The following is a 24,822-nucleotide window of genomic DNA, read 5'->3' on the forward strand; positions in this document are numbered from 1 at the left end:
TTCCTTCTTCAGTCAGGGCAGGTCGGCTTCGGTGCGGCCGACGCGGCCGGTGCGCAAGGCGTCGGCCCAGTCGCCACGGCCGTTGGCCTCGGCGCGGCGGGCCGCCGCCTCGACGTCGTACGGCGTGTGCCGCAGCTCGGCGCGCCAGCCGGCCGGGCCATGCACCAGCAGTGCCCAGCGTGCCAGCGGGCTGCCATTCTCGACCCAATGCGAATCACGGCCGCTGCCGGGCGGGTGCAGGTCGTCATAAGCCTGCAGGCCCACGCTGCCGGGGTTGACCACCAGCGTGCCACCCTGCGCCACCACCCGCGGCACGTGGCTGTGGCCGCAGGCCAGCAGCGGCGGTCGCACGGGGCCCAGTCGCGCGTGCAGTTCAGCCGCGGTGGCCGCGCGGATTCCGGTATGGCCTTGCACGCCCAGCCCGGGCGTGGTGGTTTCCAGCAGGTACTGCAGGTCGCTGGCCGGCGTGCCGTGCACGCACACCAGCTGCCCGCGGGCGGGCAGCGGCAGCGTCAGCGTGGCCGGCAGCGCGGCCAGCCACGCTCGCTCGGCCGCGCCCAGCGCCGCGGCGGCGAAGGCATCGCTGGCGCCCATCCGGTCGGCGGCTTGGGTCAACAGCTGGCGCTCATGGTTGCCGGCTATGGTGGGCCAGCCCAGCGCCATCAACCGCCGCGCCGTCTCCTGCGGCCACAGCGGGCCGGAGACGATGTCGCCCAGGTTCACCACCAGATCCGCCCCGGCGTCGGCGATCTCGGCGATCACCGCTTCCAGCGCCGGCAGGTTGCCGTGGATGTCGGAGACGAGGGCGATGCGCATGGCCAGCCTGGCAGGTTCAGGTGAGCCCGCGCACCACGTCGATGGCCTCTTCGATGCGCTCGACCGCATGCACGGTCAGGCCCTCGATCGGCTTCTTGGGCGCATTGGCCTTGGGCACCACCGCGATGGAAAAGCCCAGCTTGGCGGCTTCCTTCAGGCGCTCCTGGCCGCGTGGTGCCGGCCGCACCTCGCCGGCCAGGCCCACTTCGCCAAAGGCGATGAAGCCGCGCGGCAGCGGCCTGCCGCGCAGGCTGCTCTGGATGGCCAGCAGCACCGCCAGGTCGGCCGCCGGCTCGCTGATCCGCACGCCGCCCACCGCGTTCACGAACACGTCCTGGTCGGCGCAGGCCACGCCGGCGTGGCGGTGCAGCACCGCCAGCAGCATGGCCAGGCGGTCGCGGTCCAGGCCCACGCTCAGGCGGCGCGGGCTCGGTCCGCCGCTGTCCACCAGTGCCTGGATCTCCACCAGCATCGGCCGCGTGCCTTCCAGCGTCACCAGCACGCAGGCGCCGGGCACCGGGTCGCCGTGGGTGGACAGGAAGATGGCGCTGGGGTTGGTCACGCCTTTCAGGCCGCGCTCGGTCATGGCAAAGACGCCGATCTCGTTGACCGCGCCGAAGCGGTTCTTGATGGCCCGCACCAGCCGGAAGCTGCTGTGGGTGTCGCCCTCGAAATACAGCACCGTGTCGACGATGTGCTCCAGCACGCGCGGGCCGGCCAACGCCCCTTCCTTGGTGACGTGGCCCACCAGCACGATGGTGCAGCCGCCGGTCTTGGCGGTGCGGGTGAGCTGGGCGGCGCACTCGCGCACCTGGGCCACCGAGCCGGGCGCGGAGCTGAGCTGCTCCGAGTAGAGGGTCTGGATCGAGTCGATCACGCAGAAGGCCGGCTGCTCTGCTTCGATGGTGGCCAGGATGCGTTCGAGCTGGATCTCGGCCGCCACCCGCACCTGCCGGCCTTCCAGGCCCAGCCGGCGGGCGCGCAGCGCGATCTGCGCGCCGCTTTCTTCACCGGTGACGTACAGCACCTTCATCTGCGTGGACAGCGCGTCCACGGCCTGCAGCAGCAGCGTGCTCTTGCCGATGCCGGGGTCGCCGCCGATCAGCACCACGCCGCCGGCCACGATGCCACCGCCCAGCACCCGGTCCAGCTCTTCCTGGCCGGTGGGCGTGCGCGCCACGTCGGCGGCGTCGATGTCGGCCAGCGTGGCCACCGGCTGGCTGCGTGCCAGCGACTGGAAGCGATTCTTGCCGCTGCCGGCAGCCGGCTCGGCGGCGGTTTCCTCCAGCGTGTTCCAGGCGCCGCAGTGCGGGCATTTGCCCAGCCACTTGGCGCTGGTGCCGCCGCATTCGCGGCAGGTGAATATCGACTTGTCCTTGGCCATGGTGCCGATTGTCGGGGCCATGCGGCACACTCCTCGCCCTGCTCCTGTTCCTCGCACGGCTTCCCATGGCACTGTCCGTCTGGCTCACCTTCCTGCTGGCCGCCTTCGCGATCAGCCTGTCCCCCGGCACCGCGGCCATCGCCGCGATGAGCACCGGATCGCGCCTGGGCCTGCGCGGCGGCTGGCGCCTGATGCCCGGGCTGGCGCTGGGCATCACCACGCAGATGACCGTGGTGGCGCTGGGCCTGGGGGCGCTCATCGTGGCTTCGGCCACCGCCTTCATGGTGGTCAAGTGGCTGGGCGTGGCCTATCTGGCCTGGCTGGGCCTGCAGCAGTGGCGGGCGCCGGCGGTGCCGATGGCCGCCGCCACCGAAGCCGCCGCGGCCGAACGGCGCGGCCTGCTGCTGCGCGGCTGGATGATCAACGCCCTCAATCCCAAGGGCACGGTGTTCATGCTGGCGGTGGTGCCGCAGTTCCTCGACCTGTCGCTACCGCTGCCGTTGCAGTACGCGGTGATCACCGCCACGCTGTGCTTCACCGAAATGCTGGTGATGACCGGCTACATGACGCTGGCCGCCCGCGTGCTGGGCCTGCTGCGCACGCCGCGGCAGATGGGCTGGCTCAACCGCAGCTTCGGCGGCCTGTTCATGGCGGCTGCGGCGCTGCTGGCCACCTTCAAGCGGGCGGTTTAGTCCACACCCCCGCGCCGGCCGGCCTTGATGGCCGCGTCGCGCTTCTTGCCTGCCAGCCGCCGCAGCTGCGAGCCGCGGGTGGGCTTGGTCGGGCGGCGCGTGGGTGGCAGCGTGGCCACGCTGTCCACCAGCGTCTGCAGCCGCTCGAGCGCCTCGGCGCGGTTCATCTCCAGGCTGCGGTGAGCCTGGGCCTTGATCACCACCACGCCTTCCAGCGTCAGCCGGCTGTCGCGCAGTGCCAGCAGCCGCTCCTTCACGTCGGGCGGCAGCGACGAGGCCCGCACGTCGTAGCGCAGGTGAACGGCGTTGGACACCTTGTTGACGTTCTGCCCGCCCGCGCCCTGGGCGCGGATGGCCGTCCAGGTCACCTCGTGGGGCTGGACGACCGGCCGCCGGTTCATCCCGCCGAAGTGGCGGTGCCCGTGGCCGCGCCCGTGGCGTGGTCGGCCAGCAGCGTGGCCTGGCGCTGCTCCATTTCCTTGCGCAGTTGCCGGCGCACCTGGGCGGCGGCATGGCGGCGCTTCTCGTCGGGCGAGAAGGGCCGCAGCGGCGGCACGGCCACCGGCTTGCGCTCGTCGTCCACCGCCACCATCGTGAAGAAGCAGCTGTTGACGTGGCGCACCACCTGCGAGCGGATGTCCTCGGCGATCACCTTGATGCCGATCTCCATCGACGAGGTGCCGGTGTAGTTGACGCTGGCCAGGAAGGTGACCAGCTCACCCACGTGGATGGGCTGGCGGAAGTTGACTTGGTCCACGCTGAGCGTGACCACGTAGCGCGCGGCATAGCGGCTGGCGCAGGCGTAGGCCACCTGGTCCAACAGCTTGAGGATGCTGCCGCCATGCACGTTGCCGGCGAAGTTGGCGGTGTCTGGGGTCATCAGCACCGTCATCGTGAGCTGGTGGGCCGGCAGGTCCATGGCGTGTCCTTGGTTGGGTTACTTGGATTGGATTTTCTGCACCACGAACAGCAGCACCACCGCGCCCAGCACGGAAGCGATCCAGCCGGCGCCCTGGCCGGCCTGGTACCAGCCCGCCGCCTGGCCGACGTAGCCGGCGATGAAGGAGCCGGCGATGCCCAGCAGCGCGGTGAGGATCCAGCCCATCTTCTGCTCGCCCGGCATGACCAGGCGCGCCAGCGCCCCGACGATGAGGCCGACGATGAAGGTTCCGATGATGCCCATGAAGGTGTTCCCTGAGTGGTGATGAAAGGCGGCCGACCTTAGCAGCGGCCGTTGGCGGGCCTGTGTAGCAGGCCGCGGCCGAGGCCCTCAGGCGACAACTTCGACCGGCACGCGTGGCGCCAATGCACACATCAGCTCGTAGCCGAGGGTGCCGGCCGCGCGTGCCACCTCGTCGATCGCAAGCACCGTGCCGTTGGCGGCGCGGCCCCACAGCGTGACCTCGGCGCCCAGGCCGGCCTGCGGAACCGGCGTCAGGTCGACGGCCAGCATGTCCATCGACACCCGGCCCAGCGTGCGGGTGCGCACGCCGTCCACCAGCACCGGCGTGCCGGTGTCGGCCACGCGGGGGTAGCCGTCGGCATAGCCGCACGCCACCACGCCCACGCGCAGCGGCTCGGTGGCGGTGAAGCGGGCGCCGTAGCCCACGCTGTCGCCGGCGGTCAGGGGCTGCACTGCGATGAGGCGCGAGCGCAGCGTCATCGCCGGCTGCAGGCCCCAGTGGTCGATGTCGTGCGCCGGAAAGTCGGGGCTGCTGCCGTAGGCCAGGATGCCCGGGCGCACCCAGTCGGCGCGCACCGCCGGGTCGGCGCCGTAGCGCAGCACCGCGGCGCTGTTGGCCAGGCTGCGTTCGCCGGTCAGGTCGTGGGTGGCGGCGGTGAAGGTGGCCAGCTGCTGCGCCACGCCGCGCTCGCCGTCCGCCTCGGCGAAGTGCGTCATCAGCGAAATCTCGTCCACCTGTGGCAGTGCATTCAGCCGCGCCCAGGCGGCGCGGAAGGCGCCGGCCCGCAGGCCCAGCCGGTTCATGCCGCTGTTCATCTTCAGGAACACGCGGTGCGGCTTCTGCGTCTTGTGCGCGGCCAGCCAGTCGATCTGCTCGGTGCAGTGCACCACGTGCCACAGGTCGAGCCGCGAACACAGCTCCAGGTCGCGTGGCTCGAACACGCCTTCTAGCAGCAGGATGGGCCCGCGCCAGCCGAGCGAGCGAACTTTTTCGGCCTCGGACAGGTCTAGCAGCGCGAAACCGTCCGCGCCCCGCAGGCCTTCGTAGGCACGGTCAATGCCGTGGCCGTAAGCGTTGGCCTTCACAATCGCCCAGATCCGGGCGTCCGGGGCGGCCTGCCGGGCCTGTCTCAGGTTGTGGGACAGCGCTTCGGTATGGATCAGGGCCTGGATCGGACGGGGCATCTCCGGATTTTGCCCCGGTGTTGTTGCAAAAGCCGCGTGCTATAAACCCGGCGCCTTGCGTGGAGACCTCTTTTGGAAGCCTGTGTACGAATCGGGCGGCCTCACCGTCGCGAATGAAAAAAGGCTTCTACACCATCATGTCAGCGCAGTTCTTCAGCTCGCTGGCAGACAACGCCTTGCTGGTGGCTGCGATCGAGCTGTTGAAGTCGACCGGCGCGCCCGCGTGGCAGGTTCCGGCGTTGACGCCGATGTTCGCGCTGTTCTACGTGGTGCTGGCACCGTTCGTAGGCGCGTTCGCGGATGCCGTGCCCAAGGGCAAGGTCATGTTCTTCTCGAACGCGATCAAGGTCGTCGGCTGCCTGTTCATGCTGTTCGGCGGCCATCCGCTGCTGGCCTACGCCATCGTCGGCCTGGGCGCGGCGGCCTACTCGCCGGCCAAGTACGGCATCCTGACCGAACTGCTGCCGCCTTCCCAACTCGTCAAGGCCAACGGCTGGATCGAGGGGCTGACCATCGCCTCGGTGATCCTGGGCATCGTGCTGGGCGGCCAGCTGGTGGGGCCCAAGGTGGCGCCGCTGCTGCTGGGCTTCGACCTGCCGGGCATCGACACCGGCGTCGACACCGCGCCCGAGGCGGCCATCGCCTCGATGGTGCTGCTGTACATCATCGCCGCGCTGTTCAACCTCTTCATCCCGCGCACCGACGCACCGCTGCAGCCCATGATGCATGGCGCCGCCGGTCTGGTGCGCGACTTCTCGCAGTGCAACGCCCGCCTGTGGTCGGACAAGCTGGGCCAGATCTCGCTGGCCACCACCACCATGTTCTGGGGCGTGGGCGGCAACCTGCGCGTCATCGTGTTCGCCTGGGCGGCCGCGGCGCTGGGCTACAGCACCACGCAGGCGTCCACCCTGGGCGGCGTGGTGGCCATCGGCACCGCGGTGGGGGCGGTGGTCGCGTCCATGTACATGCGGCTGGACCGTGCCACCAGCGTCATCCCGCTGGGCATTGCGATGGGCGTGCTGATCATCGGCCTGAACGTGCTCACCAGCGTGTGGGTGGCGGTGCCCTTCCTCATCTTGCTGGGGGCGCTGGGCGGCTACCTGGTGGTGCCGATGAATGCGCTGCTGCAGCACCGCGGCCACAACCTGATGGGCGCCGGCCGGTCGATCGCGGTGCAGAACTTCAATGAGCAGGCCTGCATCCTGGGCCTGGGCGCCTTCTACACCGGCATGACCAAGCTGGGCCTGTCGGCCTTCGGCTCGATCGCGGTGTTCGGCCTGGTGGTGATGACCACGATGGAGCTGATCCGCCGCTGGCACCGCCGCAACCTGCAGAACCACGGCGACGAGGTGCAGCGGCTGCTGGCCATTGCCCGCAGTGACCACTAAGTCCTTGGGCCCCACCGGCGCCGCGCTGCCGGTGCTGGCGCTCATGGTCAACGCCTTCGTGTGGGGCGTGTCATGGTGGCCGTTCCGCCAGTTCGAGGCGCTGGGCCTGCACCCGCTGTGGAGCACGGCGGCCATCTATGCCCTGGTGCTGGCGGCACTGACGCTGTGGCGCCCAGGCGTGTGGCGCGGGCTGGCGCGCACGCCTTCGCTGTGGGTGTTGGTGCTTGCTTCGGGCACCACCAACGCGGCCTTCAACTGGGGCGTGACCATCGGCGACGTGGTGCGGGTGGTGCTGCTGTTCTACCTGATGCCGCTGTGGGCGCTGCTGCTGGCGCGGCTGCTGCTGCGCGAGCGGCTGACGCCGATGGCCGCGCTGCGCATGGCGATGGCGCTGGCCGGCGCCGCGGTGGTGCTGTGGCCGCCCGGTGGCGGCTGGCCCTGGCCACGCAGCCTGGCCGAGGTGCTGGGGCTGCTGGGCGGCTTCACCTTCGCGCTCAACAACGTGTGGCTGCGGCGTGAAGCGCACCGCGCCGACGTCGAACGGGCGACCGCGATGTTCCTGGGGGGCACCGTCGTGTCGGCGCTGGGGGCCACCGCGCTGATGCTGGCCGGCCAGGTGGCGGCGCCTTCGCTGCCCGGCCCGCTGGCCGGCGTGGCTTTTCTGGCGCTGGCCGCGGCCTTCGTCTGCGCCAACCTGGCGCTGCAGTACGGCGCGGCCCGGCTGCGCGCCAGCGTCACCGCGGTGGTGATGCTGACCGAGATCGTCTTTGCCGCCGGCTCGGCCGCGGCGCTGGGGGCCGGCATGGTGGACGCGCGCCTGCTGGCCGGCGGCGCCCTGATCGTGGCGGCCGCGCTGCTGTCGGTGTGGGGGCAGGAGACGCCGGCCGGCTGAGCGGGTGCGGCCCGTTCAGGCGCTCAGCGCCCGTCGGAGCCCCGCTGCGGCACGCGGTGCTCGTCGTCGGCCAGCGGATGGTCGCTGGCGCGGCGGGCCGGCATCGGCTCGCCCGGGGCGGCGGCGGGCCGCGAAGGCAGCCCCTGCACATGGCTGGCATGCGGCGGCTGCAGCGGCACGTCGGTGCCCAGCGCATCGCGCAGCGCCACCGCAGCGTCCAGCTGGCGCAGCAGGTGCAACGGGTCGATCGGCCGCATGGTCCAGGCCAGCGCACCGTCGGGCGCGTGGGCGCCCACGAACACCGTGTCTCCCTCGCGGCCGGCGGCCACGATGTCGTTGATGACACCGGGGTGGTCGGCGTCGGCAATGATGAAGCGCGCGGCTTCCAGCGCGTCACTGCACTGGTAGCGCACGCCCGCCGTGGTGGAGAGCCGGAAGCCCGACTCGATGGCACTGCGTTCGAAGTGGCTGAAACCTCTCAGGGCCACGTTGTTCTGGCCTTGCGGCGGCGCGCTGGCGCCCATGAAAAAACCTCCAGGGAAAAGGCCGGCACGAGGCGCGGCGCGGTTGACGGTCCGAGCATAGGGCGGCACGAGCAGGCGCTGTCAACGACGGCATGCGCGGACCCCCCAACTTCACCACGGCGATTAGGATGCCTGCCTTGTTGGCAAGAGGCGCGCCCTGATGAGTTCCTCCCCGATTTTCGACTTCGAAGCCACCTCCATCGACGGCCGGCCCGTGCGCCTGGCCGATTACCGCGGCCAGGTGCTGCTGATCGTCAACACCGCCAGCCAATGCGGCTTCACGCCGCAGTTCGCCGGGCTGGAGGCGCTGTGGCAGGCCTACCGCGACCGGGGCCTGGTGGTGCTGGGTTTCCCCAGCAACGAGTTCGGCGGCCAGGACCCGGGCAGCAACGAACAGATCGCCTCCTTCTGCAGCCTGAACTACGGCGTGCAGTTCCCGATGATGGCCAAGGTGAAGGTCAATGGCGCCGAGGCGCACCCGCTGTACAAGTGGCTGACAACTGAGGCCCCGGGGCTGCTGGGCACCAAGGCCATCAAGTGGAACTTCACCAAGTTCCTGGTGGGCCGCGACGGCCAGGTGATCCGCCGCTATGCGCCCACCGACAAGCCCGAATCGCTCAAGGCCGACATCGAGGCGGCCCTCGGATAATCCGCCCTTCCTTGGAGAGACCCATGTCCATGTTCCAGCACATCGAACCCTACGCCGGCGACCCCATCCTGGGCCTGAACGACGCCTTCCAGAAAGACCCGCGCCCTCAGAAGGCCAACCTGTCGATCGGCATCTACTTCGACGACGCCGGCCGCATCCCGGTGCTGGACTGCGTGCGCCAGGCCGAGCAGCAGCTGGTCAACGAAGGTGGCGCCAAGGCCTACCTGCCGATGGAAGGCCTGGCCGCCTGCCGCCAGGGCGTGCAGGCGCTGCTGTTCGGTGCCGACCATGAAGCGGTGACCAGTGGCCGTATTGCCACGCTGCAGACCGTGGGCAGCAGCGGCGGCCTGAAGGTGGGCGGCGACTTCATCAAGCGCTGGCTGCCCGACGCGCAGGTGTACGTGAGCGACCCCACCTGGGACAACCACCGCGCGATGTTCGAAGGCTGCGGCCTGACGGTGAACACCTACCCGTACTACGACCCCGCCACCGGCGGCGTGAAGTTCGGCGAGATGCTGGAAGCGCTGCAGAAGCTGCCGCGCGGCAGCGTGGTGCTGCTGCATGCCTGCTGCCACAACCCCACCGGCGTCGACCTCAGCCCCGCGCAGTGGGAGCAGCTGATCCCGGTGCTCAAGGCCGGCGGCCTGCTGCCCTACCTGGACCTGGCCTACCAGGGCTACGGCGCGGGCATCGATGAAGACGCCTTCGCGGTGCGGGCGCTGGCCAGCGCCGGCCTGTCGTTCTTCATCGCCAACTCGTTCAGCAAGAGCATGAGCCTGTACGGCGAGCGTGCCGGCGCGCTGAGCGTGGTGTGCCAGGACGCGGCCGAGGCCGAGCTGGTGCTGGGCCAGCTGCGCGCCACCGTGCGCCGCAACTACTCCAGCCCGCCGCTGCATCCTGCCGCGGTGGTGGCCAAGGTGCTGAACGACCCGCAGCTGCGTGCCTCGTGGGAAGCCGACGTGGCCGCGATGCGCGAGCGCATCCAGGCCATGCGCAAGAGCCTGCATGCGGTGCTGTCGGCCAAGCTGCCGGGCCGCAACTTTGACTACTTCCTGACCCAGCGCGGCATGTTCAGCTACACCGGCCTGACCCCGCAGCAGGTGGACCGCCTGCGCGAGGAGCATGCGGTGTACCTGGTGCGCTCGGGCCGCATGTGCGTGGCCGGCCTGTCCACCCGCAACGTCGAAGCCGTCGCCAGCGCGATGGCGGCCGTGCTGGCCTGACCGGGCCCGGTTCAGCAGGGCCTACCGCAGGCCTCCAGGATCAGTCCGCGCAGCCAGCGGTGGGCGGGCTGGTCGTCGTGGCGTGAGTGCCACAGCATCTCCACCTGCAGCCCGCTCATCTGCAGCTCGGCCGGCAGCGGGCGCGTCACCAGCCGCTCCTGGTGGCCGGTGGCCCGCATGAACGAGGTGGGCAGCACCGTCAGCAGGTCGGAGTGCGCCACGATCTGACCGGCGGTGAAAAACTGGTTCACCGTCAGCATCACCCGCCGCTGGCGGCCCAGGGCCGCCAGCGAAGCGTCGATGGGCCCGTGCGCCCGGCCCGACAGGCTCACCGACAGGTGCAGCGCCTCGCAAAAGCCGTCCAGCGTCATTTCGCCCTGCGCCAGCGGATGGTCTTCGCGCATCACGCAGTGGTATTCGCTCTCGTAAAGCCGCTCGCGCCGCAGCGGTGAATCGAGCCCCTGGCGCAGGATGGCCATCACCGCCGCCGGGAAGTAGCCGATCGCCAGGTCGGTTTCGTTGTTTTCAAGCAACTTGCGCGGATCGCGCGTGGTCAGCGGCAGCACCTGCAGATTGGCCTGCGCCTGCATCTGTTCCAGCCGCGCCACCACCGGCGGCAGCAGCGTCACCGCGGTGGCATCCGACATCACCAGCAGCAGGTTGGCCGTGTCCACCTGGGGGTCGTAGGTGGCGGGGGCGATGGCCCGCTCCAGTTGCGCCAGCGCATCACGCACGCTGGGCCACAGCGCGTCCGCCTTGGGCGTGGGCACCACGCCGAACGCGGTGCGGGTGAGCAGTTCATCGCCCAGCAGCGTGCGCAGGCGCTTGAGCGCATGGCTGACGGCCGACTGCGAGAGCGCCAGGTTCTGCGCGGCGCGGGTGAGGTTGCGCTCGTGCATCACCGCGTCGAACACGCGCAGCAGGTTCAGGTCGAGGTGGCGGAAGTTGACGCTGGCCGGCATGTCATGAACGCCATGAATATCTCATGTGCAGCGAATTCGCTTTAGAAAGCCTAGGGTAAACCCGATACTACGTACATCCCACAGACATGAGCCCACAAGGAGTCGCTATGTCCCACACCGCTGCCACCCTGCCCCTGAAGCCCGCCACCTCGGCCCAGGCACCTGCCGGTGCATGGCTGCGCCGCGCCGGACGTGGCGTCTGGAAGGCTTTGGAACAGGCCGGCCAACGCCGCGCCCAGGCCGAACTGGCCCAGTTTGCCGCACTTCACGCCAGCCAGTTTCCCGAACTCGCCGCCTTTGCGCGCCCCCAGCGCGACCGCTGAGCCCCGAGACCGGAAACGACTGCCCGCACACCATTTGTCGCCGCTGCCCGCGTGAGCAGCGCGACCTGAAGGAAACACCATGAGCACGACCAGCAACGTCTTCGTCCCCCGCTACCAAGCCACCCCGCGTGGCGCCAAGCTGGTGGGTCTGATCGTCAGCACGTTCACCAACATCGCCGAGCGTCGCCGCGCCGCCAAGATGGCCGCGGTCAAGTCGGTGGAAGCCGAGGAAGTGCGTCGCTACGCCCGCGGCGTGGCCCGCCACGACCCCGGTTTCGCGGCCGACCTGTTCGCCGCGGCCGACCGCCATACCGGGAACTGATCCGGGCCGGCGCTGATCGGCGCCGGGCTTCGGGCATCATCGGGCGCTTCAGCCCGATGGGCCCGACGACCCGGTTCCTGATTGCACCCGCCGTCCTTATCCGCCGTACCGATCGCTGACAGCCGGCCACCCGCCCACCGGGGGTGCGCATGACGCTGTTCCTGGCGCGCCGCCTGGCCGTGCTGGGCCTCACGCTGCTGCTGGCCTCGATGGCCGTGTTCGCGGTGCTGGAGCTGCTGCCCGGCAATGCCGCTCAGCTGATGCTGGGCGCCACCGCCTCGCCCGAGGCCATCGCCGCGCTGGAAAGCCGGCTCGGGCTCGACCAGCCCGCCCTCACGCGCTACGCCCACTGGGCAGCCGGCCTGCTGCAGGGCCGCACCGGCATCAGCCATTTCTACGACACGCCGTCGTCCGAACTCATCGCCGAACGCCTGGCGGTCAGCCTGCCGCTGGCCGTCATCGCCATGGCCATCACCACCATGGTGGCGCTGGGCGTGGGCGTGTACGCCGCCTCGCGCCACCGCCGGCTGGGCGACGTGGGCGTGATGGCCGTGAGCCAGCTCGGCCTGTCGATTCCCAATTTCTGGCTCGCCATCCTGCTCATCCTGTTGTTCGCGGTGAAGCTGCAGTGGGTCAGCGCCGGCGGCTTTCCCGGCTGGCGTGAGGAAGACGGCGGCGGCCTCGGCGCGGGCCTGGCCGCGCTGCTGCTGCCCGCCATCGCGCTGGCGGCGGTGCAGGCGGCCATCCTGGCGCGGGTCACGCGCTCGGCCGTGCTGGAGGCGATGCGCGAGGACTACGTGCGCACCGCCCGCGCCAAGGGCCTGAGCCGCCGCGCCGTGCTGTGGCGCCACGTGCTGCGCAACGCGATGATCCCGGTGCTCACGGTGATGGGGCTGCAGTTCGCCAACCTGCTCACCGGCACCATCGTGGTGGAGAACGTGTTCGTGCTACCCGGCATCGGCCGCCTGGTGTTCCAGGCCATCGCCAACCGCGACCTGCCGCTGGTGCGCGACGTGGTGATGCTGCTGGCCGCCGCAGTGGTCATCGTCAACTTCGTGGTCGACCTGCTGTATGCGCTGGTCGATCCGCGGCTGCGGGTACGCGGATGACGGCGGACCAGGTTGCACGGGCCCCCGGCAGCGGCTTCGTGGCGCGGGCGCTGTGCCACCCCAGCTTCGTGGCCGGCGGGCTGCTGTCGCTGCTGCTGGTGCTGTGTGCGCTGGGCTCGCTGGCGTGGTCGCCGTATCCGCCGGCCGAGATCGACATTCCCAACAAGCTGGCGCCGCCCAGCGCCGCGCACTGGCTGGGCACCGACAGCCTGGGCCGCGACATCGCCTCGCAGCTGTGGGTGGGCTCGCAGAACAGCATCGTGGTGGGCGTGGTGGCAGTGGGCATCGGCCTGCTGGTGGGCACGCTGATGGGCGCGCTGGCCGCCGCCCGGCCCGGCTGGGTGGACGAAACGGTGATGCGCCTGGCCGACTTCAGCTTCGCCTTTCCGGCGCTGCTGTCGGCCATCATGCTCACCGCCATCTACGGGCCGGGGCTGCTCACCAGCATCGTGGCCATCGGCCTTTTCAACATCCCGGTGTTCGCACGCATCACCCGTGGGGCGGCGCGCAGCGTGTGGACGCGCGACTACGTGCTGGCCGCCCGCGCCGCCGGCAAGGGCCGCTGGCGCATCACGCGCGACCATGTGCTGCCCAACATCGCCAGCGTGCTCATCGTGCAGGCCACGGTGCAGTTCGCCATCGCCATCCTGGCCGAGGCGGCGCTGAGCTACCTGGGCCTGGGCACCCAGCCGCCGCAGCCCAGCTGGGGCCGCATGCTCAACGAGGCGCAGACGCAGATGTTCCAGGCGCCGATGCTGGCGGTGTACCCCGGCGCGGCCATCGCGCTGGCGGTGCTGGGCCTGAACCTGCTGGGCGACGGCCTGCGCGACCTGCTGGACCCGCGGCTGGCGCGCAGCCGCTGAACACGCACCCCTTCCATGGCACGCAACATCGAGATCAAGGCCCGCATCCCGCACGTGCAGGCGCTGCTGCCGGTGGCCGCCGCGCTGGCCGACGCGCCCGAGCCGGTGCTCATCGAGCAGGACGACAGCTTTTTTGCCTGCGCCAACGGTCGCCTCAAGCTGCGGCAGTTCGATGCCGGCCGCGGTGAGCTGATCCACTATCAGCGCGCCGATGCGCAAGGCCCCAAGCTGTCGGACTACGTGGTCGTGCCCACCGACCAGCCGGTCGCGCTGCGCGAGGCGCTGCATCGCGCCTGGGGCAGCGCCGGCCGGGTGATCAAGCGCCGCTGGCTGCTGATGGCCGGGGCCACCCGCATCCACCTCGACGAAGTGGAAGGCCTGGGCCACTTCCTGGAGCTGGAGGTGGTGCTGCGCGACGACCAGACGGAGGCCGAAGGCCAGGCCATCGCCCAGCAGCTGCTGCGGCAGCTGGGCATCGACCCGCAGCAGCTGGTCAGCGGCGCCTACGTCGACCTGTTGCAGGGGCGGGCCGCATGACGGAAGTGCCGCTGCTCAGCGTGCAAGACCTGCGCGTGACCCTGGCCACCGCGCACGGCCCGGTGGCGGCGGTGCACGACCTGAATTTCACGTTGGCGCGCGGCGAAACGTTGGGGCTGATCGGCGAATCGGGCAGCGGCAAGTCCATCACCGCGCTGGCCTTGATGGGCCTGCTGCCCGAGCGGGCGCAGGTGCGGGGCCGCATCCTGCTGCAAGGGCAGGACCTGGTGGCGCTGGACGATGCGGCGATGTGCCGGGTGCGCGGCGCCCGCATCGGCATGGTGTTCCAGGAGCCGATGACGGCGCTGAATCCGCTGCAACCCATCGGCCGCCAGATCGCCGAGCCGCTGCGGCTGCACCGTGGCCTGGGCGCTGCCGCCGCGCGGGCCGAGGCCTTGCGGCTGATGGAGCGGGTGCAGCTGCCACAGGCCGCGCGCCGGCTCGATGCCTATCCGCACCAGCTGTCGGGCGGGCAGCGGCAGCGGGTGGTCATCGCCATCGCGCTGGCCTGTGGGCCGCAACTGCTGATCGCCGACGAGCCCACCACCGCGCTGGACGCCACGATTCAGCGTGAGGTGCTGGCACTCATCGCGCAACTGGTGGCCGAAGACGGCATGGGGCTGCTGCTGATCAGCCACGACCTGGGCGTGATGGCCGCCAGCGTGCAGCGGCTGATGGTGATGTACGGCGGCACGGTGGTGGAGCAAGGCCCGGCCGAGCGGCTGTTCAATCACCGCGCGCACCCCTATACCCGCGGCCTGTTCGAGGCGCGGCCGCGCCTGGGACTGCGCAACGGCGCCGACCGCCGCACGCTGCGCCTGCCCGCCTTGCCCGGCCGTGTGCCCGAGCTGCACCAGCTGCCGCCCGGCTGCCCCTTCAGCGACCGCTGCGCCTGGGCCATCGAGGCCTGCCGGCAGGCGCTGCCCGCCGCCGTGTCGCTGGGCCCCGACCACGACGCGCGCTGCATCCGCCTGCCGGAGGTGAACGCATGACGCTGCTGGCCGTACGCCATGTGACGCGCCATTACCGCCTGCCGCGCGAGCGGCTTTTGCAGCCCGCGCCGGTGCTGCGGGCGGTGAACGACGTGAGCTTCGAGCTGCAGGCTGGCCGCACGCTGGGCATCGTGGGCGAAAGCGGTTGCGGCAAGAGCACGCTGGCCCGCCTGGTGATGGCGCTGGACACGCCCACCAGCGGCCAGGTGCTGCTCAACGGCCAGGACCTGCATGCGCTCAAACCGGCGCAGCTGCAGCGTGAGCGACGGCATTTCCAGATGGTGTTCCAGGACCCGTATGGCTCGCTGGACCCGCGCCACACCATCGCCCGCATCGTGGCCGAGCCGCTGGAGGCACTGGCCGAAGTCAGCCGCGCCGAGCGGCAGGAACGTGCCGCCGAAGCGCTGGACGACGTGGGCCTGCGGCCGGCCGACCTGCACAAGTACCCGCATGAATTCAGCGGCGGCCAGCGTCAGCGCATCGCCATCGCGCGGGCGCTGGTCACGCGGCCGCAGCTCATCGTGGCCGACGAGCCGGTGAGCGCACTCGACGTCTCGGTGCAGGCGCAGGTGCTCAACCTGATGCAGGACCTGCAGCAGCGCCATGGCCTGGCCTACCTTTTCATCAGCCACGACCTGGCGGTGGTGGACCTGGTGTGCGACGAGGTCATCGTGCTGCAGCAGGGCCGCATCGTGGAGCAGGGCCCGCCCGATCGCCTGTTCACGCGGGCCGAGCACCCGTACACGCAGCAGTTGCTGGCTTCAGTGGGGTGATGTCCGCCCCCAAGCTCGCTGCGCTCGCGGCCCCCCGAGGGGGCGCTCAGCGCCTTGGGGCGGCCCGGCGGCGCTGAGGCCATTGCTGCGCTGTGGCAGCATGCAGGCCCTGTGGCCGGCCGCCGCCGGCATGTTTCGATCCCGGAAGGAACAGCGACATGACAGGACTGAACCGGCCCGCCATCCGCCGACGCGGGGCCATCGCCCTGGCGGCAGCGGCCCTGGTGGCCACGGTGCCCGGCATCGCGATGGCGCAGGGCAAGGCCGCCGTCACCATCGGCCTGGTGCTCGAACCGGCGCCCGGCCTGGACCCCACCACGGCCGCGGCCGCCGCCATCGGCGAGGTGGTGCACTACAACGTGCTGGAAGGCCTGACCAAGATCAACGCCGATGGCAGCGTGACGCCGCTGCTGGCCGAATCGTGGAGCATGGACCCCGACGGCAAGAGCTACACCTTCAAGCTGCGCAGCGGCATCAGGTTCCACGACGGTGAGGCCTTCGACAGCAGCGACGTGAAGTTCAGCTTCGAGCGGGCCAAGGCCGAAGGCTCCACCAACAAGGCCAAGAAGACGGTCTTCGACAACATCAGCTCGATCAGCACGCCGGACGCCACCACCGTGATCCTCACGCTGGCCAAGCCCGACGGCAACCTGCCCTTCCGCCTGGGCGAAAACACCGCCGTCATCCTCGACCCCAAGAGCGCGGCCGGCACCGCCACCAGGCCCATGGGCACCGGACCCTACAAGTTCGACGACTGGCGCAAGGGCAGCGCCATCCTGCTGTCGCGCTGGGACGGCTACCGTGATGCCAAGGCCGCGCCCATCAAGCGCGCCACCTTCCGCATCATCAGCGACCCTGCGGCCCAGGTGGCCGCGCTGCTGGCGGGTGATGTGGACACCTTCCCGCGCGGCATCGGCAACCAGGCCGTCAAGCAGCTGCAGGCCGACCCGCGCTTTGCCGTGGTGGTGGGCAGCACCGCGGGCAAGGGCATCCTGTCGGTCAACAACCGCAAGAAGCCCTTCGACGACGTGCGCGTGCGCCGCGCGCTGGCCCATGCCATCGACCGCAAGGCCTTCATCGACGGCGTGCTGGAAGGCTATGGCGTGCCCATCGGCAGCCACTTTGCGCCCACCGATGCCGGCTATGTGGACCTGACCGGCACCTATACCTACGACCCCGAGAAGGCCAAGGCGCTGCTGAAGGAAGCCGGCGTGGCCACGCCGTTGAACGTCACGCTGACGCTGCCGCCACCGCCTTATGCACGCAAGGGCGGCGAGGTGGTGGCCGCGATGCTGGCCAAGGTGGGCGTGGTGGCCAAGATCGAGAACGTGGAGTGGGCCCAGTGGCTGGGCGGCACCTTCAAGGGCAACTTCGACCTGTCCATCGTCAACCACGCCGAGCCGCTGGACTACCTGCAGTACACCAACCCGCAGTACTACTGGGGCTACGACAGCGCCGCCTTCCGCGAGCTGGCCAACAAGCACGCCTCCACCACCAACGCGAAGGACAAGCAGAAGCTCTTCGCCGACCTGCAGCGCCAGCTGGCTTCTGATGCCGTCAACGTCTACCTCTTCAACCCGCAGAACGTGGCGGTGTCTAAGAAGGCGCTCAAGGGCGTGTGGCCGAACTCGCCCATCTTCGCCAACGACCTGGCCAGCTGGCGGTGGCAATGACGGCGCTGCATGAACTGGGCGCTGCGGCGCTGACCGCGCTGTACCGCAGCGGCCAGGCCTCGCCGGTGGAAGCCACGCAGGCGGTGCTGGACCACATCCAGCGCTGGGAGCCGCAGCTCCAGGCCCTGTACGCGCACGACCCCGAGGTGGCGCTGCAGATGGCGCGCGCGAGCGAGCAGCGCTGGCGCAGCGGCCAGCCGCTGTCGGCGCTGGATGGCGTGCCCTGCACCATCAAGGAAAACATCGCCACCCGGGGCGTGCCGCAGCCGCTGGGCAGTGCCGCCACCGAACTGAAGCCCGCCCCCGCCGACGCGCCGCCGGCCGCGCGCCTGCGGGAAGCCGGCTGCGTGTTCCTGGGCAAGACGACGATGCCCGACTGGGGCATGTTGTCGTCGGGCCTGTCGAGCTTTCATCCGCTCACCCGCAACCCGTGGGACCTGCGGCTGAACCCGGGCGGCTCGTCAGCCGGCGCCGGCGCGGCGGCCGCTGCAGGCTACGGGCCGCTGCACATCGGCACCGACATCGGCGGCTCCATCCGCCTGCCGGCGGGCTGGTGCGGCGTGGTGGGCTTCAAGCCCAGCCTGGGGCGTGTACCCATCCACCCACCTTACGCCGGCCGCGTGGCCGGGCCCATGACCCGCAGCGTGGAAGATGCCGCGCTGATGATGGCCTCGCTGGCCCGGCCCGACTGGCGCGATGCGATGAGCCTGCCCGCGCAGTCCATCGCCTGGCAGCGGCTCGAGTTGTCCATGCAAGGCAAGCGCATCGGCCTGATGATGGACGCCGGCTGGGGCGACGCGGTGCAGCCCGAAGTGGCCGCCGCGGTGCAGGCCGCGGCGCGTGTGTTCGAACAGGCGGGCGCGGTGGTGGAGCCGCTGGCGCCCATCAGCACCCGCGCGATGGTCGACGGGCTGGACGGCTTCTGGCGCATGCGCTCCTGGCTGGACTACCAGGCCCTGCCGCCCGAGCGCCAGCGCCTGGTACTGCCCTACATCCGCGCCTGGGTGGAAGGCGGCGCCGGCCTCACCGGGCCGCAGGTGTTCCATGGCTACAGCCAGATGGGCGCGCTGCGCGACGCGGCGGTGGCCGCCTGCCAGCCCTATGACTTCGTGCTGTCGCCGGTGAGCCCGATGCCGGCCTTTCCGGCCGAGCAGGCCAGCCCGCTGAACGACCCGGCGCGGCCCTTCGAGCACATCGCCTTCACGCTGCCCTACAACATGAGCGAGCAGCCGGCGCTGTCCATCAACTGCGGCTACACCGCCGGCGGGCTGCCCATCGGGCTGCAGATCGCCGGCCGCCGCCACGACGACCTCGGCGTGTTGCAGGCCGCGCGCTGGTACGAGCAGCAGCGTGGCAGCCAACGGCCCTGGCCGCATCCTCCGGGGGCTTGATCCCATGCCGTTGCACGACGATCGAGGCTTGTTGACCGGTACGTCGTCGCAGCCGGCGCTGGCGGCGGCGCAGCAGGCGCTGTGGCGCATGATGAGCTTCTACGATGCGCCGCTGGCCGACCTGGACGAGGCCACCGCCCACGACCCGGCCTGGCTGCTGCCGCGGCTGATGAAGGCCGGCTACCTGCTGAGCCTGACCGAGCCCGGCATGGCCGCCGAAGCCGCCCAGCTGCTGGACGACGCCGCCCCGCTGGAAGCTGATGCCCCGCCGCGCGAACGCGCCCATGCCGCCGCTGTGCGCATGGTGCTGGAAGGCCGCTGGCAAGCCGCCTGCAAGGCCTGGGACGAACTGCTGCTGGCCCACCCGCGCGACGCGCTGGCGCTGCAATGGGCGCACCTGTGGGACTTCTACCGCGGCGATGCGCTCAACCTGCGCCAGCGCGTGGCCCGTGCCCTGCCCGAGTGGGACGAGCACGACCCGCTGTACCCGCAGGTGCTGGCGCTGCATGCCTTCGGCCTGGAAGAGTGCCACCTGTACCCGCAGGCCGAAGAAGCCGGCCGCCGCGCGCTGGCACTCGACCCGCGCACGCCCTGGGCCGTGCATGCCGTGGCCCATGTGATGGAGATGCAGGGCCGCTTCGACGATGGCGCCGCCTGGCTGCGCCAGCAGCAGCCGCAATGGGCCGAAGGCAACGGCTTCGCCGGCCACCTGTGGTGGCATGCGGCCCTGTTCAGGCTGGAGGCGCTGGACCTGGCCGGCGCGCTGCGCCTGGTGGACGCGCACCTGGCCGGCGACGCGTTGCAGATCACGCTGCAGCGGCTGGATGCTGCTTCCCTGCTGTGGCGCCTGCAGCTGCTGGGCGCCGAGGTGGGCCCGCGCTGGCAGGCGCTGGCGCAGGGCTGGCCGGTGGCCGAAGGCGCAGCCGGCCACTACGCCTTCAACGACGTGCATGCGGTGATGGCGCTGCTGGGCGCGGGTGAAGTGGGCCGCGCCGAGGCCTGGCTGGCCCGCTGCGCCGAGCGGGCCCTGTCGGCCGAAGATGCGCGCCGCAGCAACCACACGATGGCGCGCGAGATCGGCCTGCCGCTGATGCGTGCGCTGCTGGCCCACACCCGCGGCGATGCGGCCGGCGCCGCGCTGGCGCTGTACGCGCTGCGCGAAGGCGCGGCCCGCTTCGGCGGCAGCCATGCGCAGCGCGACCTGATTGACATCAGCCTGCTGGCTGCCGCGGCCGATGCACCGGGCGGCGAGCAGAGCGAGGCCCGCGCCATCGGCCGCGCGGTGCTGCATGAACGCCTGCTGGCCAAGGCCCCCACGCCGATGACGCGGCATTGGGCCGGCCGGCTGGGCCTGTCGGAACGGGCGCTGCGCCGCCTGGCCTGAAGGAGCGAAGCCATGAAGCCGCAGCCGCCCAAGCCCACCCAGGCCGAGCGCGAGGCCGAACTGCGCAGCCTCGACGAGCGCATCGGCGAAGCCCTGCGCGCCGACAGCGCCGAGCTGCGCGCCAGCCCCGCCTGGGGCAAGCCCCTGCCCGACACCGGCGACGCCCAGGTGCCGCAGGAGCTGCGCATGGCCTTCAAGCTGCTGAAGAACTCGGGCAACGTGCCCACCGAAGTGGGCCTGATGCAGGAGCTTCAGGCCTGGCGCGACGAACTGTTCCGGCTGCCGGCCGACAGCCCTGAGGCCGAACCGCTGCGCCGCCGCATCGCCGAGCGGCAACTGCTGATCCAGGTGCGCATCGAGCGGCTGGCGCGGACGCGGAGTTTGTAGGGGCGGCGTTTCACACCGCCGGCATCGCCGGCTGCTCCACCGCAAACACCTTCTGCACCGCCGGCCGGGCCAGCATGCGCTGCAGGTAGGCGCCCAGCTGCGGCAGGCTGCGGGCGGGGCGGGCAAAGCCGCGCGTCCAGCGGCACAGCACGAAGGCCAGCGCATCGGCGGCGCTGTAGTCGGTGCCCAGCAGCCACGGCCCCTGGTGCGCGGCCAGATGCGCGTCCAGCTGGTCGAGCATGCGACCGATGGCCGCTTCGGCATGGGCCTTCACCGCGGCGGCGCCGACGGCGTCGTCGGCCATGCGGTCGGGGTAGAAGTAGTGGATCAGCATGGCCTGCAGCGTGTTGCTGAGCCACAGCATCCACTTGTAGTACTGCGCCCGCTCCGGCGTGCCCACCCCGGGTGCCAGCACGGCCTCGGGGTGCGTATCGGCCAGGTGCAGCAGGATGGCCGCCGTCTCGTACAGCACCTGGTCGCCATCTTCCAGCACCGGAATCAGCCCGTTCGGGTTGAGCTTCAGGTACGCGGCCGACTTGTGCGCGGCGGCCTCGCGGTCCACCCGCACCAGCTCGAAGGGCACGCCCAGCTCCTGCAGCAGGATGTGGGGCGCCATGCTGGCGTTGCCGGGGTAGTAGTGCAGACGGATCATGAACACCAACTCCAACGCACCGGGCCACGCGCCGGCGGGCCGCAAGGTTAGCCGGTGTTCGTGGCGGTGATGCGGGCTTGGCGCCGTGACCGGGCCGGGACAATTTCGAGGACCGACCTCCTTCACCTCCAGACGCCATGAACCGCCGTGCCCTCCGCCTCACCCAACACCCCGCCGCCGGCCCTTTTGCGCTGGGTGCGCTGCTGGGCACCGTGACAGGACTGATGCTGCGCCACGGCATCGGCGGCATTGCCGGGCTGGTGATGGCGCTGCTGCTGGTGGCCTCCGGCGCGGCCTCGGGCATCTGCCTGCAGTTGCACCGCCGGCCGTTGCCGGCCGGGGCAGTGCGGCGGCAGGCGGTCAGGGCTTGGGGGGTGGCGGTGGGACTGGGGATCGCTGCGGGATTGGCTGGCATGGGCGCAGTGCTTCGCTAGGCACCGTCCAACCTGAGCGCACGCTCGCCTTGGAGATTGGCCCGCGCCCGGTGTGCGCCGCCTGAGTCCTGTCACCCACGTTGCTTGCCCGTTGCCGTGGCGGCAGGGGGCGTTGCTTTATTGAGCATTAGGGTGTCGATTTGGTCACACCGTCTGTCCCGGTGATGAACCCGCTCGTAAATGCTAGCCTGACTGGTTGTTATTATTTATAGCATTTCAACTGCGGCCTTGGATGTTGGACCGCTCAGAAATCGCCCCGTTCCGTTTCCGTCACCGTACATGGGGCGAGTATTCCGCGGCACGAGCTGGTGGGTATTTTCAGCCCGTCGCCCAAGTGTCCACGTTCTGACGGTGACCACGAGAGGGAGATCGCATGAAAAAGGGTATCGGGCGCCGGGCGGTTTTACGGGGCGGGGCGGCCGCTGCGCTGGCGGGTGGGCTGGCGACGACCAAGCCAGTGCAATCCAGCGTCTCGCTGTTACCCCGCTTTTTGCAGGAGTTGCCCCGGCCGGGCGTTGTTGCGGGCAACCTCACGTTGCCTGCCGCCGAGGGCTGGCACCGCTTCCACCCGTGGCTACCCTTGACCCGCACCTGGGGCTACGGCGGCGTGGCTTATGGCGGCCCGGTGGTGGAGGCCATGGCCGGAACGCCACAAACCCTCCGTTTTGCCAATGGGCTGGGCGCTCACCTGTTGGCCGACAACATCAGCACGGCCGTGCACGGCGCGCGGGCCACCGATGCCAACGCCCCGCGCACCACGGTGCATATGCATGGCGCAGTGGTGGCTGCATCGTCCGATGGGCATCCTGAAGACGTGTTTTTTCCGGGTCAAACCAAAGCGTACAACTACACGCACCGCCAGGAGGCTTGCCATTTATGGTTCCATGATCATTCGCTGGGCTTGACCCGGCTGAATGTGTATGCGGGCTTGGCCAGCAACCTTCTATTGCGAGATGCGTATGACCTGGGCGTGGGCAACACGCTGGGCTTGCCCAGTGGCGACTGCGAAGTGCCGCTGACCTTGCAGGACAAGGCGGTGGATGTGTTCTCCGGGAAGTACCAGTACATGCCTGCCTTGTTGGGCAAGAACAGCTGGTTTCCGGGCATTTTTGGCGACCTGTCGTTGGTCAATGGCGCCGCATTTCCCAAAATGACCGTCGACCGCGGCGTTTACCGATTGCGCATTTTGAATGCGGCCAATTCGCGGCCCTATAGCTTGGCCATGTCCAACGGCACGAAGTTTCACGTCATCGGCAATGACCAGGGCATGCTCAACGCCCCGGTGCCCACTGCAAGCTTGGACATGTTGCCAGGCGAACGCTACGACGTGCTGGTGGATTTCAGCAATACACCTGCGGGCAGCACGATCGTCGTCTACAACACGGCCATTCCACCCAACGGGGGTTTTATCTTCGGCTCGTTCGCCGAAGTCATGCGCTTCGACGTGCGCGCCACGCTGGGGCGGTTTCGCACGCTGCCCACGCGTTTGCGTGGTGGCGCCGGCCAGCGGGCCGCCTTGCCCAGTGCGAGCAGCATCGTGCCGGTGCGCCAGCGTACGGTGACCTTGGCGCAGGTGCTTGACATTGCTTGTGGCGCTACGGCTGTGCCATTGCAGCTGCGGCTCAACAACATGCGCTTCGAGCAAGAGGCCGACACGATGGCGGCGGGGCAGTGGGAGTTATGGAACGTGGTCAACACCACTACAGAGTCGCATCCGTTTCACGTCCATCTGGCCGAGATGCGCATCCTGAATCGCCAGAAGATGAACATGGCGGCGTATTTGCTGGCCCACCCGATTCCCCCGGTGGCCACCCACTGGGCGCCGCCGGCCGATGGGTTTGCCAGCGGCGCAGCCACGGCGCCTGCGGCTTGGGAGGCCGGGCGCAAGGACACGGTCAATGCGACTGCCGGGGCCGTGACGCGCATCCTGGTGCGACTGCCCACCGCTGAAGAAGCCGGTTTCGACCCGCGTGCCACTTTCACCAACGTGGAAGGGCAACGCTTGTCGGGCTACATGTACCACTGCCATCTGCTGGAGCATGAGGACTGCGACATGATGCGGCCCCTGCAGGTCGTTTGAGCGCGGCTGTTCCGCCGGGCGTGCCAGCACGCCATGGGCGCACTCACCCGAGTGTCCCCACCCGCCCCTTCAAAAAATCGATGAACAACCGCGTCTTCACCGGCAACTGCTGCCGGCGCGGGTGATAGATGTACAGCCCGTCGAAGCTCGGGCTGTACTTGGCCAGCACCTCCACCAAGCGGCCTTCGGCCACGTGCTTCGCGGCGGCTTCGGGCAGGGTGTGGCACAGGCCCAGGCCCTGGGCGGCGGCTTCCACCATCGTCAGCCAGTGGTTCACGATCAGCGGACCTTGCACGGTCAGTGAAACGATGCGGCGCTTTTCCAGAAACTCCCAGCGGTACAAGGCGCCGCTGCTGGCCATGCGGTAGTTGATGCAGCGGTGCTGCAGCAGGTCGGCGGGCGCCTGCGGGGTGCCGTGCTGCGCCAGGTACTCGGGCGCTGCGTAGGTGCGCAAGCGGAATTCCCGTGTCAGCGGCACCGCGATCATGTCGCGCTGCAGTGATTCGCCCAGCCGTATGCCGGCGTCGAATCCTTCCTTCACGATGTCCACCAGCGCGTCCTGGTAGGCCAGTTCCAGCGTCACCTGCGGGTGAAGGCGGTGAAACTCGCCCAGCAGCGGCTCGATCAGCAGCTGCCCCGCCACCATCGGCAGCGTGATGCGCAGCAGGCCGCCGGGTACGCTGGCCTGGGTTTGCAGGTCTTCGGTGGCTTCTGCCAACCCGGCCAGCAGCGGGGCCACCCGCTCCCAGTAGGCGCGGCCGGCTTCGGTCAGGTTCACACTGCGGGTGGTGCGCTCGAACAGGCGCACGCCCAGGCGGGTTTCCAGCTTGCGGATGGTTTGTGACACTGCCGCAGGTGTGACCCCCAGCAGGGCCGCCGCGCCGCTGATGCTGCGCAGCTCCGCGGTGCGTGCAAAAGCCGTCATCGCGGCCAGAATGTCGGGGTTCATTCGTAAGCGGTGCTTAAAAGGGTATGCAGTTTTATTGTGTATGCCTTTCAAGTGG

At 70.0% G+C, this 24,822-nt stretch carries 28 protein-coding genes; 18 read left to right on the forward strand and 10 right to left on the reverse strand.

What is annotated here, in order from left to right:
* Positions 1-12: 12 nt before the first annotated feature.
* Together MW290_RS14815 and radA are read right to left on the reverse strand one after the other, a co-directional pair.
* On the reverse strand, positions 13-816 hold the full coding sequence (locus MW290_RS14815) for a metallophosphoesterase family protein (protein ID WP_250198492.1): 804 nt from the start codon (positions 814-816) through the stop codon (positions 13-15).
* A gap of 16 nt (positions 817-832) precedes the next feature.
* Positions 833-2,200, reverse strand: coding sequence for a DNA repair protein RadA (gene radA / locus MW290_RS14820; RefSeq protein ID WP_250200008.1), 1,368 nt, complete (start codon positions 2,198-2,200; stop codon positions 833-835).
* A 65-nt stretch (positions 2,201-2,265) separates the two neighbouring features.
* On the opposite strand from radA, the gene MW290_RS14825 reads away from it, so the two are divergent.
* Entirely contained in the window at positions 2,266-2,892 is a 627-nt protein-coding gene (locus tag MW290_RS14825; protein WP_250198493.1) for a LysE family transporter, read from the forward strand.
* On the opposite strand, the gene arfB is transcribed toward MW290_RS14825, so the two are convergent.
* The 4 genes from arfB to alr all read right to left on the reverse strand — a co-directional run bounded on the left by arfB (position 2,889) and on the right by alr (position 5,260).
* Complete coding sequence (gene arfB / locus MW290_RS14830; RefSeq protein WP_250198494.1) at positions 2,889-3,293, reverse strand: alternative ribosome rescue aminoacyl-tRNA hydrolase ArfB; 405 nt, start codon at positions 3,291-3,293, stop codon at positions 2,889-2,891. The two genes, MW290_RS14825 and arfB, sit on opposite strands and share 4 nt — an antisense overlap.
* Positions 3,290-3,811, reverse strand: a complete 522-nt coding sequence (locus MW290_RS14835; RefSeq protein WP_250198495.1) for an acyl-CoA thioesterase — start codon at positions 3,809-3,811, stop codon at positions 3,290-3,292. The genes arfB and MW290_RS14835 overlap by 4 nt, the downstream gene beginning before the upstream one ends.
* Positions 3,812-3,829: 18 nt before the next feature.
* Positions 3,830-4,075: a GlsB/YeaQ/YmgE family stress response membrane protein gene (locus tag MW290_RS14840; protein WP_250198496.1), complete on the reverse strand. Its 246-nt coding sequence runs from the start codon at positions 4,073-4,075 to the stop codon at positions 3,830-3,832.
* An 87-nt stretch (positions 4,076-4,162) separates the two neighbouring features.
* Entirely contained in the window at positions 4,163-5,260 is a 1,098-nt protein-coding gene (alr, locus tag MW290_RS14845) for an alanine racemase (protein WP_250198497.1), read from the reverse strand.
* Between the two features lie 113 nt (positions 5,261-5,373).
* Here alr and lplT point away from each other — a divergent pair, with 113 nt between their 5' ends.
* Together lplT and MW290_RS14855 are read left to right on the forward strand one after the other, a co-directional pair.
* Positions 5,374-6,648, forward strand: a complete 1,275-nt coding sequence (gene lplT, locus MW290_RS14850) for a lysophospholipid transporter LplT (protein ID WP_250198498.1) — start codon at positions 5,374-5,376, stop codon at positions 6,646-6,648.
* The gene (locus MW290_RS14855) at positions 6,638-7,540 is read left to right on the forward strand and encodes an EamA family transporter (RefSeq protein WP_259373488.1); all 903 of its coding nucleotides are present in this window, start codon (positions 6,638-6,640) and stop codon (positions 7,538-7,540) included. Before lplT ends, MW290_RS14855 begins: the two co-directional genes overlap by 11 nt.
* A 23-nt stretch (positions 7,541-7,563) precedes the next feature.
* Here MW290_RS14855 and MW290_RS14860 read toward each other — a convergent pair whose 3' ends face one another.
* Positions 7,564-8,064, reverse strand: a complete 501-nt coding sequence (locus MW290_RS14860; RefSeq protein ID WP_250198499.1) for a hypothetical protein — start codon at positions 8,062-8,064, stop codon at positions 7,564-7,566.
* Between the two features lie 160 nt (positions 8,065-8,224).
* Here MW290_RS14860 and MW290_RS14865 point away from each other — a divergent pair, with 160 nt between their 5' ends.
* Positions 8,225-8,713: a glutathione peroxidase gene (locus tag MW290_RS14865; RefSeq protein WP_250198500.1), complete on the forward strand. Its 489-nt coding sequence runs from the start codon at positions 8,225-8,227 to the stop codon at positions 8,711-8,713.
* Between the two features lie 29 nt (positions 8,714-8,742).
* Positions 8,743-9,936, forward strand: a complete 1,194-nt coding sequence (locus tag MW290_RS14870; RefSeq protein WP_250200010.1) for an amino acid aminotransferase — start codon at positions 8,743-8,745, stop codon at positions 9,934-9,936.
* Positions 9,937-9,947: 11 nt separating this feature from the next.
* Here MW290_RS14870 and MW290_RS14875 read toward each other — a convergent pair whose 3' ends face one another.
* Complete coding sequence (locus MW290_RS14875; RefSeq protein ID WP_250198501.1) at positions 9,948-10,898, reverse strand: LysR family transcriptional regulator; 951 nt, start codon at positions 10,896-10,898, stop codon at positions 9,948-9,950.
* A gap of 107 nt (positions 10,899-11,005) precedes the next feature.
* On the opposite strand from MW290_RS14875, the gene MW290_RS14880 reads away from it, so the two are divergent.
* The 11 genes from MW290_RS14880 to MW290_RS14930 all read left to right on the forward strand — a co-directional run bounded on the left by MW290_RS14880 (position 11,006) and on the right by MW290_RS14930 (position 20,652).
* On the forward strand, positions 11,006-11,221 hold the full coding sequence (locus tag MW290_RS14880) for a hypothetical protein (protein WP_250198502.1): 216 nt from the start codon (positions 11,006-11,008) through the stop codon (positions 11,219-11,221).
* 79 nt (positions 11,222-11,300) lie between these two features.
* Entirely contained in the window at positions 11,301-11,543 is a 243-nt protein-coding gene (locus tag MW290_RS14885; RefSeq protein ID WP_250198503.1) for a hypothetical protein, read from the forward strand.
* Between the two features lie 149 nt (positions 11,544-11,692).
* Positions 11,693-12,652, forward strand: coding sequence for an ABC transporter permease (locus MW290_RS14890; protein ID WP_250198504.1), 960 nt, complete (start codon positions 11,693-11,695; stop codon positions 12,650-12,652).
* The gene (locus tag MW290_RS14895; RefSeq protein ID WP_250198505.1) at positions 12,649-13,515 is read left to right on the forward strand and encodes an ABC transporter permease; all 867 of its coding nucleotides are present in this window, start codon (positions 12,649-12,651) and stop codon (positions 13,513-13,515) included. The genes MW290_RS14890 and MW290_RS14895 overlap by 4 nt, the downstream gene beginning before the upstream one ends.
* Positions 13,516-13,530: 15 nt before the next feature.
* Positions 13,531-14,052 (forward strand): class IV adenylate cyclase, encoded by a 522-nt coding sequence (locus tag MW290_RS14900; RefSeq protein ID WP_250198506.1) that lies wholly within the window; start codon positions 13,531-13,533, stop codon positions 14,050-14,052.
* Positions 14,049-15,044, forward strand: coding sequence for an ABC transporter ATP-binding protein (locus MW290_RS14905; RefSeq protein WP_250198507.1), 996 nt, complete (start codon positions 14,049-14,051; stop codon positions 15,042-15,044). The genes MW290_RS14900 and MW290_RS14905 overlap by 4 nt, the downstream gene beginning before the upstream one ends.
* Positions 15,041-15,817, forward strand: coding sequence for an ATP-binding cassette domain-containing protein (locus MW290_RS14910; protein WP_250198508.1), 777 nt, complete (start codon positions 15,041-15,043; stop codon positions 15,815-15,817). Before MW290_RS14905 ends, MW290_RS14910 begins: the two co-directional genes overlap by 4 nt.
* A 158-nt stretch (positions 15,818-15,975) precedes the next feature.
* Positions 15,976-17,490 carry an ABC transporter substrate-binding protein gene (locus MW290_RS14915; RefSeq protein ID WP_250198509.1) on the forward strand — a complete coding sequence of 505 codons (1,515 nt, stop codon included), beginning with the start codon at positions 15,976-15,978 and terminating at the stop codon, positions 17,488-17,490.
* Entirely contained in the window at positions 17,487-18,881 is a 1,395-nt protein-coding gene (locus MW290_RS14920; protein WP_250198510.1) for an amidase, read from the forward strand. The genes MW290_RS14915 and MW290_RS14920 overlap by 4 nt, the downstream gene beginning before the upstream one ends.
* 28 nt (positions 18,882-18,909) lie before the next feature.
* Positions 18,910-20,265 (forward strand): tetratricopeptide repeat protein, encoded by a 1,356-nt coding sequence (locus MW290_RS14925; protein ID WP_250198511.1) that lies wholly within the window; start codon positions 18,910-18,912, stop codon positions 20,263-20,265.
* A 12-nt stretch (positions 20,266-20,277) separates the two neighbouring features.
* Positions 20,278-20,652 (forward strand): DnaJ family domain-containing protein, encoded by a 375-nt coding sequence (locus MW290_RS14930; RefSeq protein ID WP_250198512.1) that lies wholly within the window; start codon positions 20,278-20,280, stop codon positions 20,650-20,652.
* Between the two features lie 10 nt (positions 20,653-20,662).
* Here MW290_RS14930 and MW290_RS14935 read toward each other — a convergent pair whose 3' ends face one another.
* Positions 20,663-21,304, reverse strand: coding sequence for a glutathione S-transferase family protein (locus MW290_RS14935; protein WP_250198513.1), 642 nt, complete (start codon positions 21,302-21,304; stop codon positions 20,663-20,665).
* A gap of 137 nt (positions 21,305-21,441) precedes the next feature.
* Between MW290_RS14935 and MW290_RS14940 the strand changes: the two genes are divergently transcribed.
* Entirely contained in the window at positions 21,442-21,738 is a 297-nt protein-coding gene (locus MW290_RS14940) for a hypothetical protein (RefSeq protein ID WP_250198514.1), read from the forward strand.
* 373 nt (positions 21,739-22,111) lie between these two features.
* Complete coding sequence (locus MW290_RS14945) at positions 22,112-23,818, forward strand: multicopper oxidase family protein (protein WP_250198515.1); 1,707 nt, start codon at positions 22,112-22,114, stop codon at positions 23,816-23,818.
* A 43-nt stretch (positions 23,819-23,861) separates the two neighbouring features.
* On the opposite strand, the gene MW290_RS14950 is transcribed toward MW290_RS14945, so the two are convergent.
* Positions 23,862-24,767, reverse strand: coding sequence for a LysR family transcriptional regulator (locus MW290_RS14950; RefSeq protein WP_250198516.1), 906 nt, complete (start codon positions 24,765-24,767; stop codon positions 23,862-23,864).
* Positions 24,768-24,822 lie beyond the last annotated feature (55 nt).

Source organism: Aquincola tertiaricarbonis (genome assembly GCF_023573145.1).
In the GTDB taxonomy this organism is placed as follows: domain Bacteria; phylum Pseudomonadota; class Gammaproteobacteria; order Burkholderiales; family Burkholderiaceae_C; genus Aquincola; species Aquincola tertiaricarbonis_B.

Bases quoted from the DNA above. Each gene is read 5' to 3' on its own strand.
- MW290_RS14885 (WP_250198503.1), top strand. From the start codon at position 11,301: ATGAGCACGACCAGCAACGTCTTCGTCCCCCGCTACCAAGCCACCCCG.
- MW290_RS14880 (WP_250198502.1), top strand. From the start codon at position 11,006: ATGTCCCACACCGCTGCCACCCTGCCCCTGAAGCCCGCCACCTCGGCC.
- lplT (WP_250198498.1), top strand. From the start codon at position 5,374: ATGAAAAAAGGCTTCTACACCATCATGTCAGCGCAGTTCTTCAGCTCG.
- MW290_RS14940 (WP_250198514.1), top strand. From the start codon at position 21,442: ATGAACCGCCGTGCCCTCCGCCTCACCCAACACCCCGCCGCCGGCCCT.
- MW290_RS14950 (WP_250198516.1), bottom strand. From the start codon at position 24,767: ATGAACCCCGACATTCTGGCCGCGATGACGGCTTTTGCACGCACCGCG.
- alr (WP_250198497.1), bottom strand. From the start codon at position 5,260: ATGCCCCGTCCGATCCAGGCCCTGATCCATACCGAAGCGCTGTCCCAC.
- MW290_RS14835 (WP_250198495.1), bottom strand. From the start codon at position 3,811: ATGGACCTGCCGGCCCACCAGCTCACGATGACGGTGCTGATGACCCCA.
- MW290_RS14875 (WP_250198501.1), bottom strand. From the start codon at position 10,898: ATGCCGGCCAGCGTCAACTTCCGCCACCTCGACCTGAACCTGCTGCGC.
- MW290_RS14840 (WP_250198496.1), bottom strand. From the start codon at position 4,075: ATGGGCATCATCGGAACCTTCATCGTCGGCCTCATCGTCGGGGCGCTG.
- MW290_RS14870 (WP_250200010.1), top strand. From the start codon at position 8,743: ATGTTCCAGCACATCGAACCCTACGCCGGCGACCCCATCCTGGGCCTG.
- MW290_RS14915 (WP_250198509.1), top strand. From the start codon at position 15,976: ATGACAGGACTGAACCGGCCCGCCATCCGCCGACGCGGGGCCATCGCC.
- MW290_RS14920 (WP_250198510.1), top strand. From the start codon at position 17,487: ATGACGGCGCTGCATGAACTGGGCGCTGCGGCGCTGACCGCGCTGTAC.
- MW290_RS14945 (WP_250198515.1), top strand. From the start codon at position 22,112: ATGAAAAAGGGTATCGGGCGCCGGGCGGTTTTACGGGGCGGGGCGGCC.
- arfB (WP_250198494.1), bottom strand. From the start codon at position 3,293: ATGAACCGGCGGCCGGTCGTCCAGCCCCACGAGGTGACCTGGACGGCC.
- MW290_RS14825 (WP_250198493.1), top strand. From the start codon at position 2,266: ATGGCACTGTCCGTCTGGCTCACCTTCCTGCTGGCCGCCTTCGCGATC.
- MW290_RS14895 (WP_250198505.1), top strand. From the start codon at position 12,649: ATGACGGCGGACCAGGTTGCACGGGCCCCCGGCAGCGGCTTCGTGGCG.
- MW290_RS14900 (WP_250198506.1), top strand. From the start codon at position 13,531: ATGGCACGCAACATCGAGATCAAGGCCCGCATCCCGCACGTGCAGGCG.
- MW290_RS14865 (WP_250198500.1), top strand. From the start codon at position 8,225: ATGAGTTCCTCCCCGATTTTCGACTTCGAAGCCACCTCCATCGACGGC.
- MW290_RS14860 (WP_250198499.1), bottom strand. From the start codon at position 8,064: ATGGGCGCCAGCGCGCCGCCGCAAGGCCAGAACAACGTGGCCCTGAGA.
- MW290_RS14905 (WP_250198507.1), top strand. From the start codon at position 14,049: ATGACGGAAGTGCCGCTGCTCAGCGTGCAAGACCTGCGCGTGACCCTG.
- MW290_RS14815 (WP_250198492.1), bottom strand. From the start codon at position 816: ATGCGCATCGCCCTCGTCTCCGACATCCACGGCAACCTGCCGGCGCTG.
- MW290_RS14910 (WP_250198508.1), top strand. From the start codon at position 15,041: ATGACGCTGCTGGCCGTACGCCATGTGACGCGCCATTACCGCCTGCCG.
- radA (WP_250200008.1), bottom strand. From the start codon at position 2,200: ATGGCCAAGGACAAGTCGATATTCACCTGCCGCGAATGCGGCGGCACC.
- MW290_RS14890 (WP_250198504.1), top strand. From the start codon at position 11,693: ATGACGCTGTTCCTGGCGCGCCGCCTGGCCGTGCTGGGCCTCACGCTG.
- MW290_RS14930 (WP_250198512.1), top strand. From the start codon at position 20,278: ATGAAGCCGCAGCCGCCCAAGCCCACCCAGGCCGAGCGCGAGGCCGAA.
- MW290_RS14935 (WP_250198513.1), bottom strand. From the start codon at position 21,304: ATGATCCGTCTGCACTACTACCCCGGCAACGCCAGCATGGCGCCCCAC.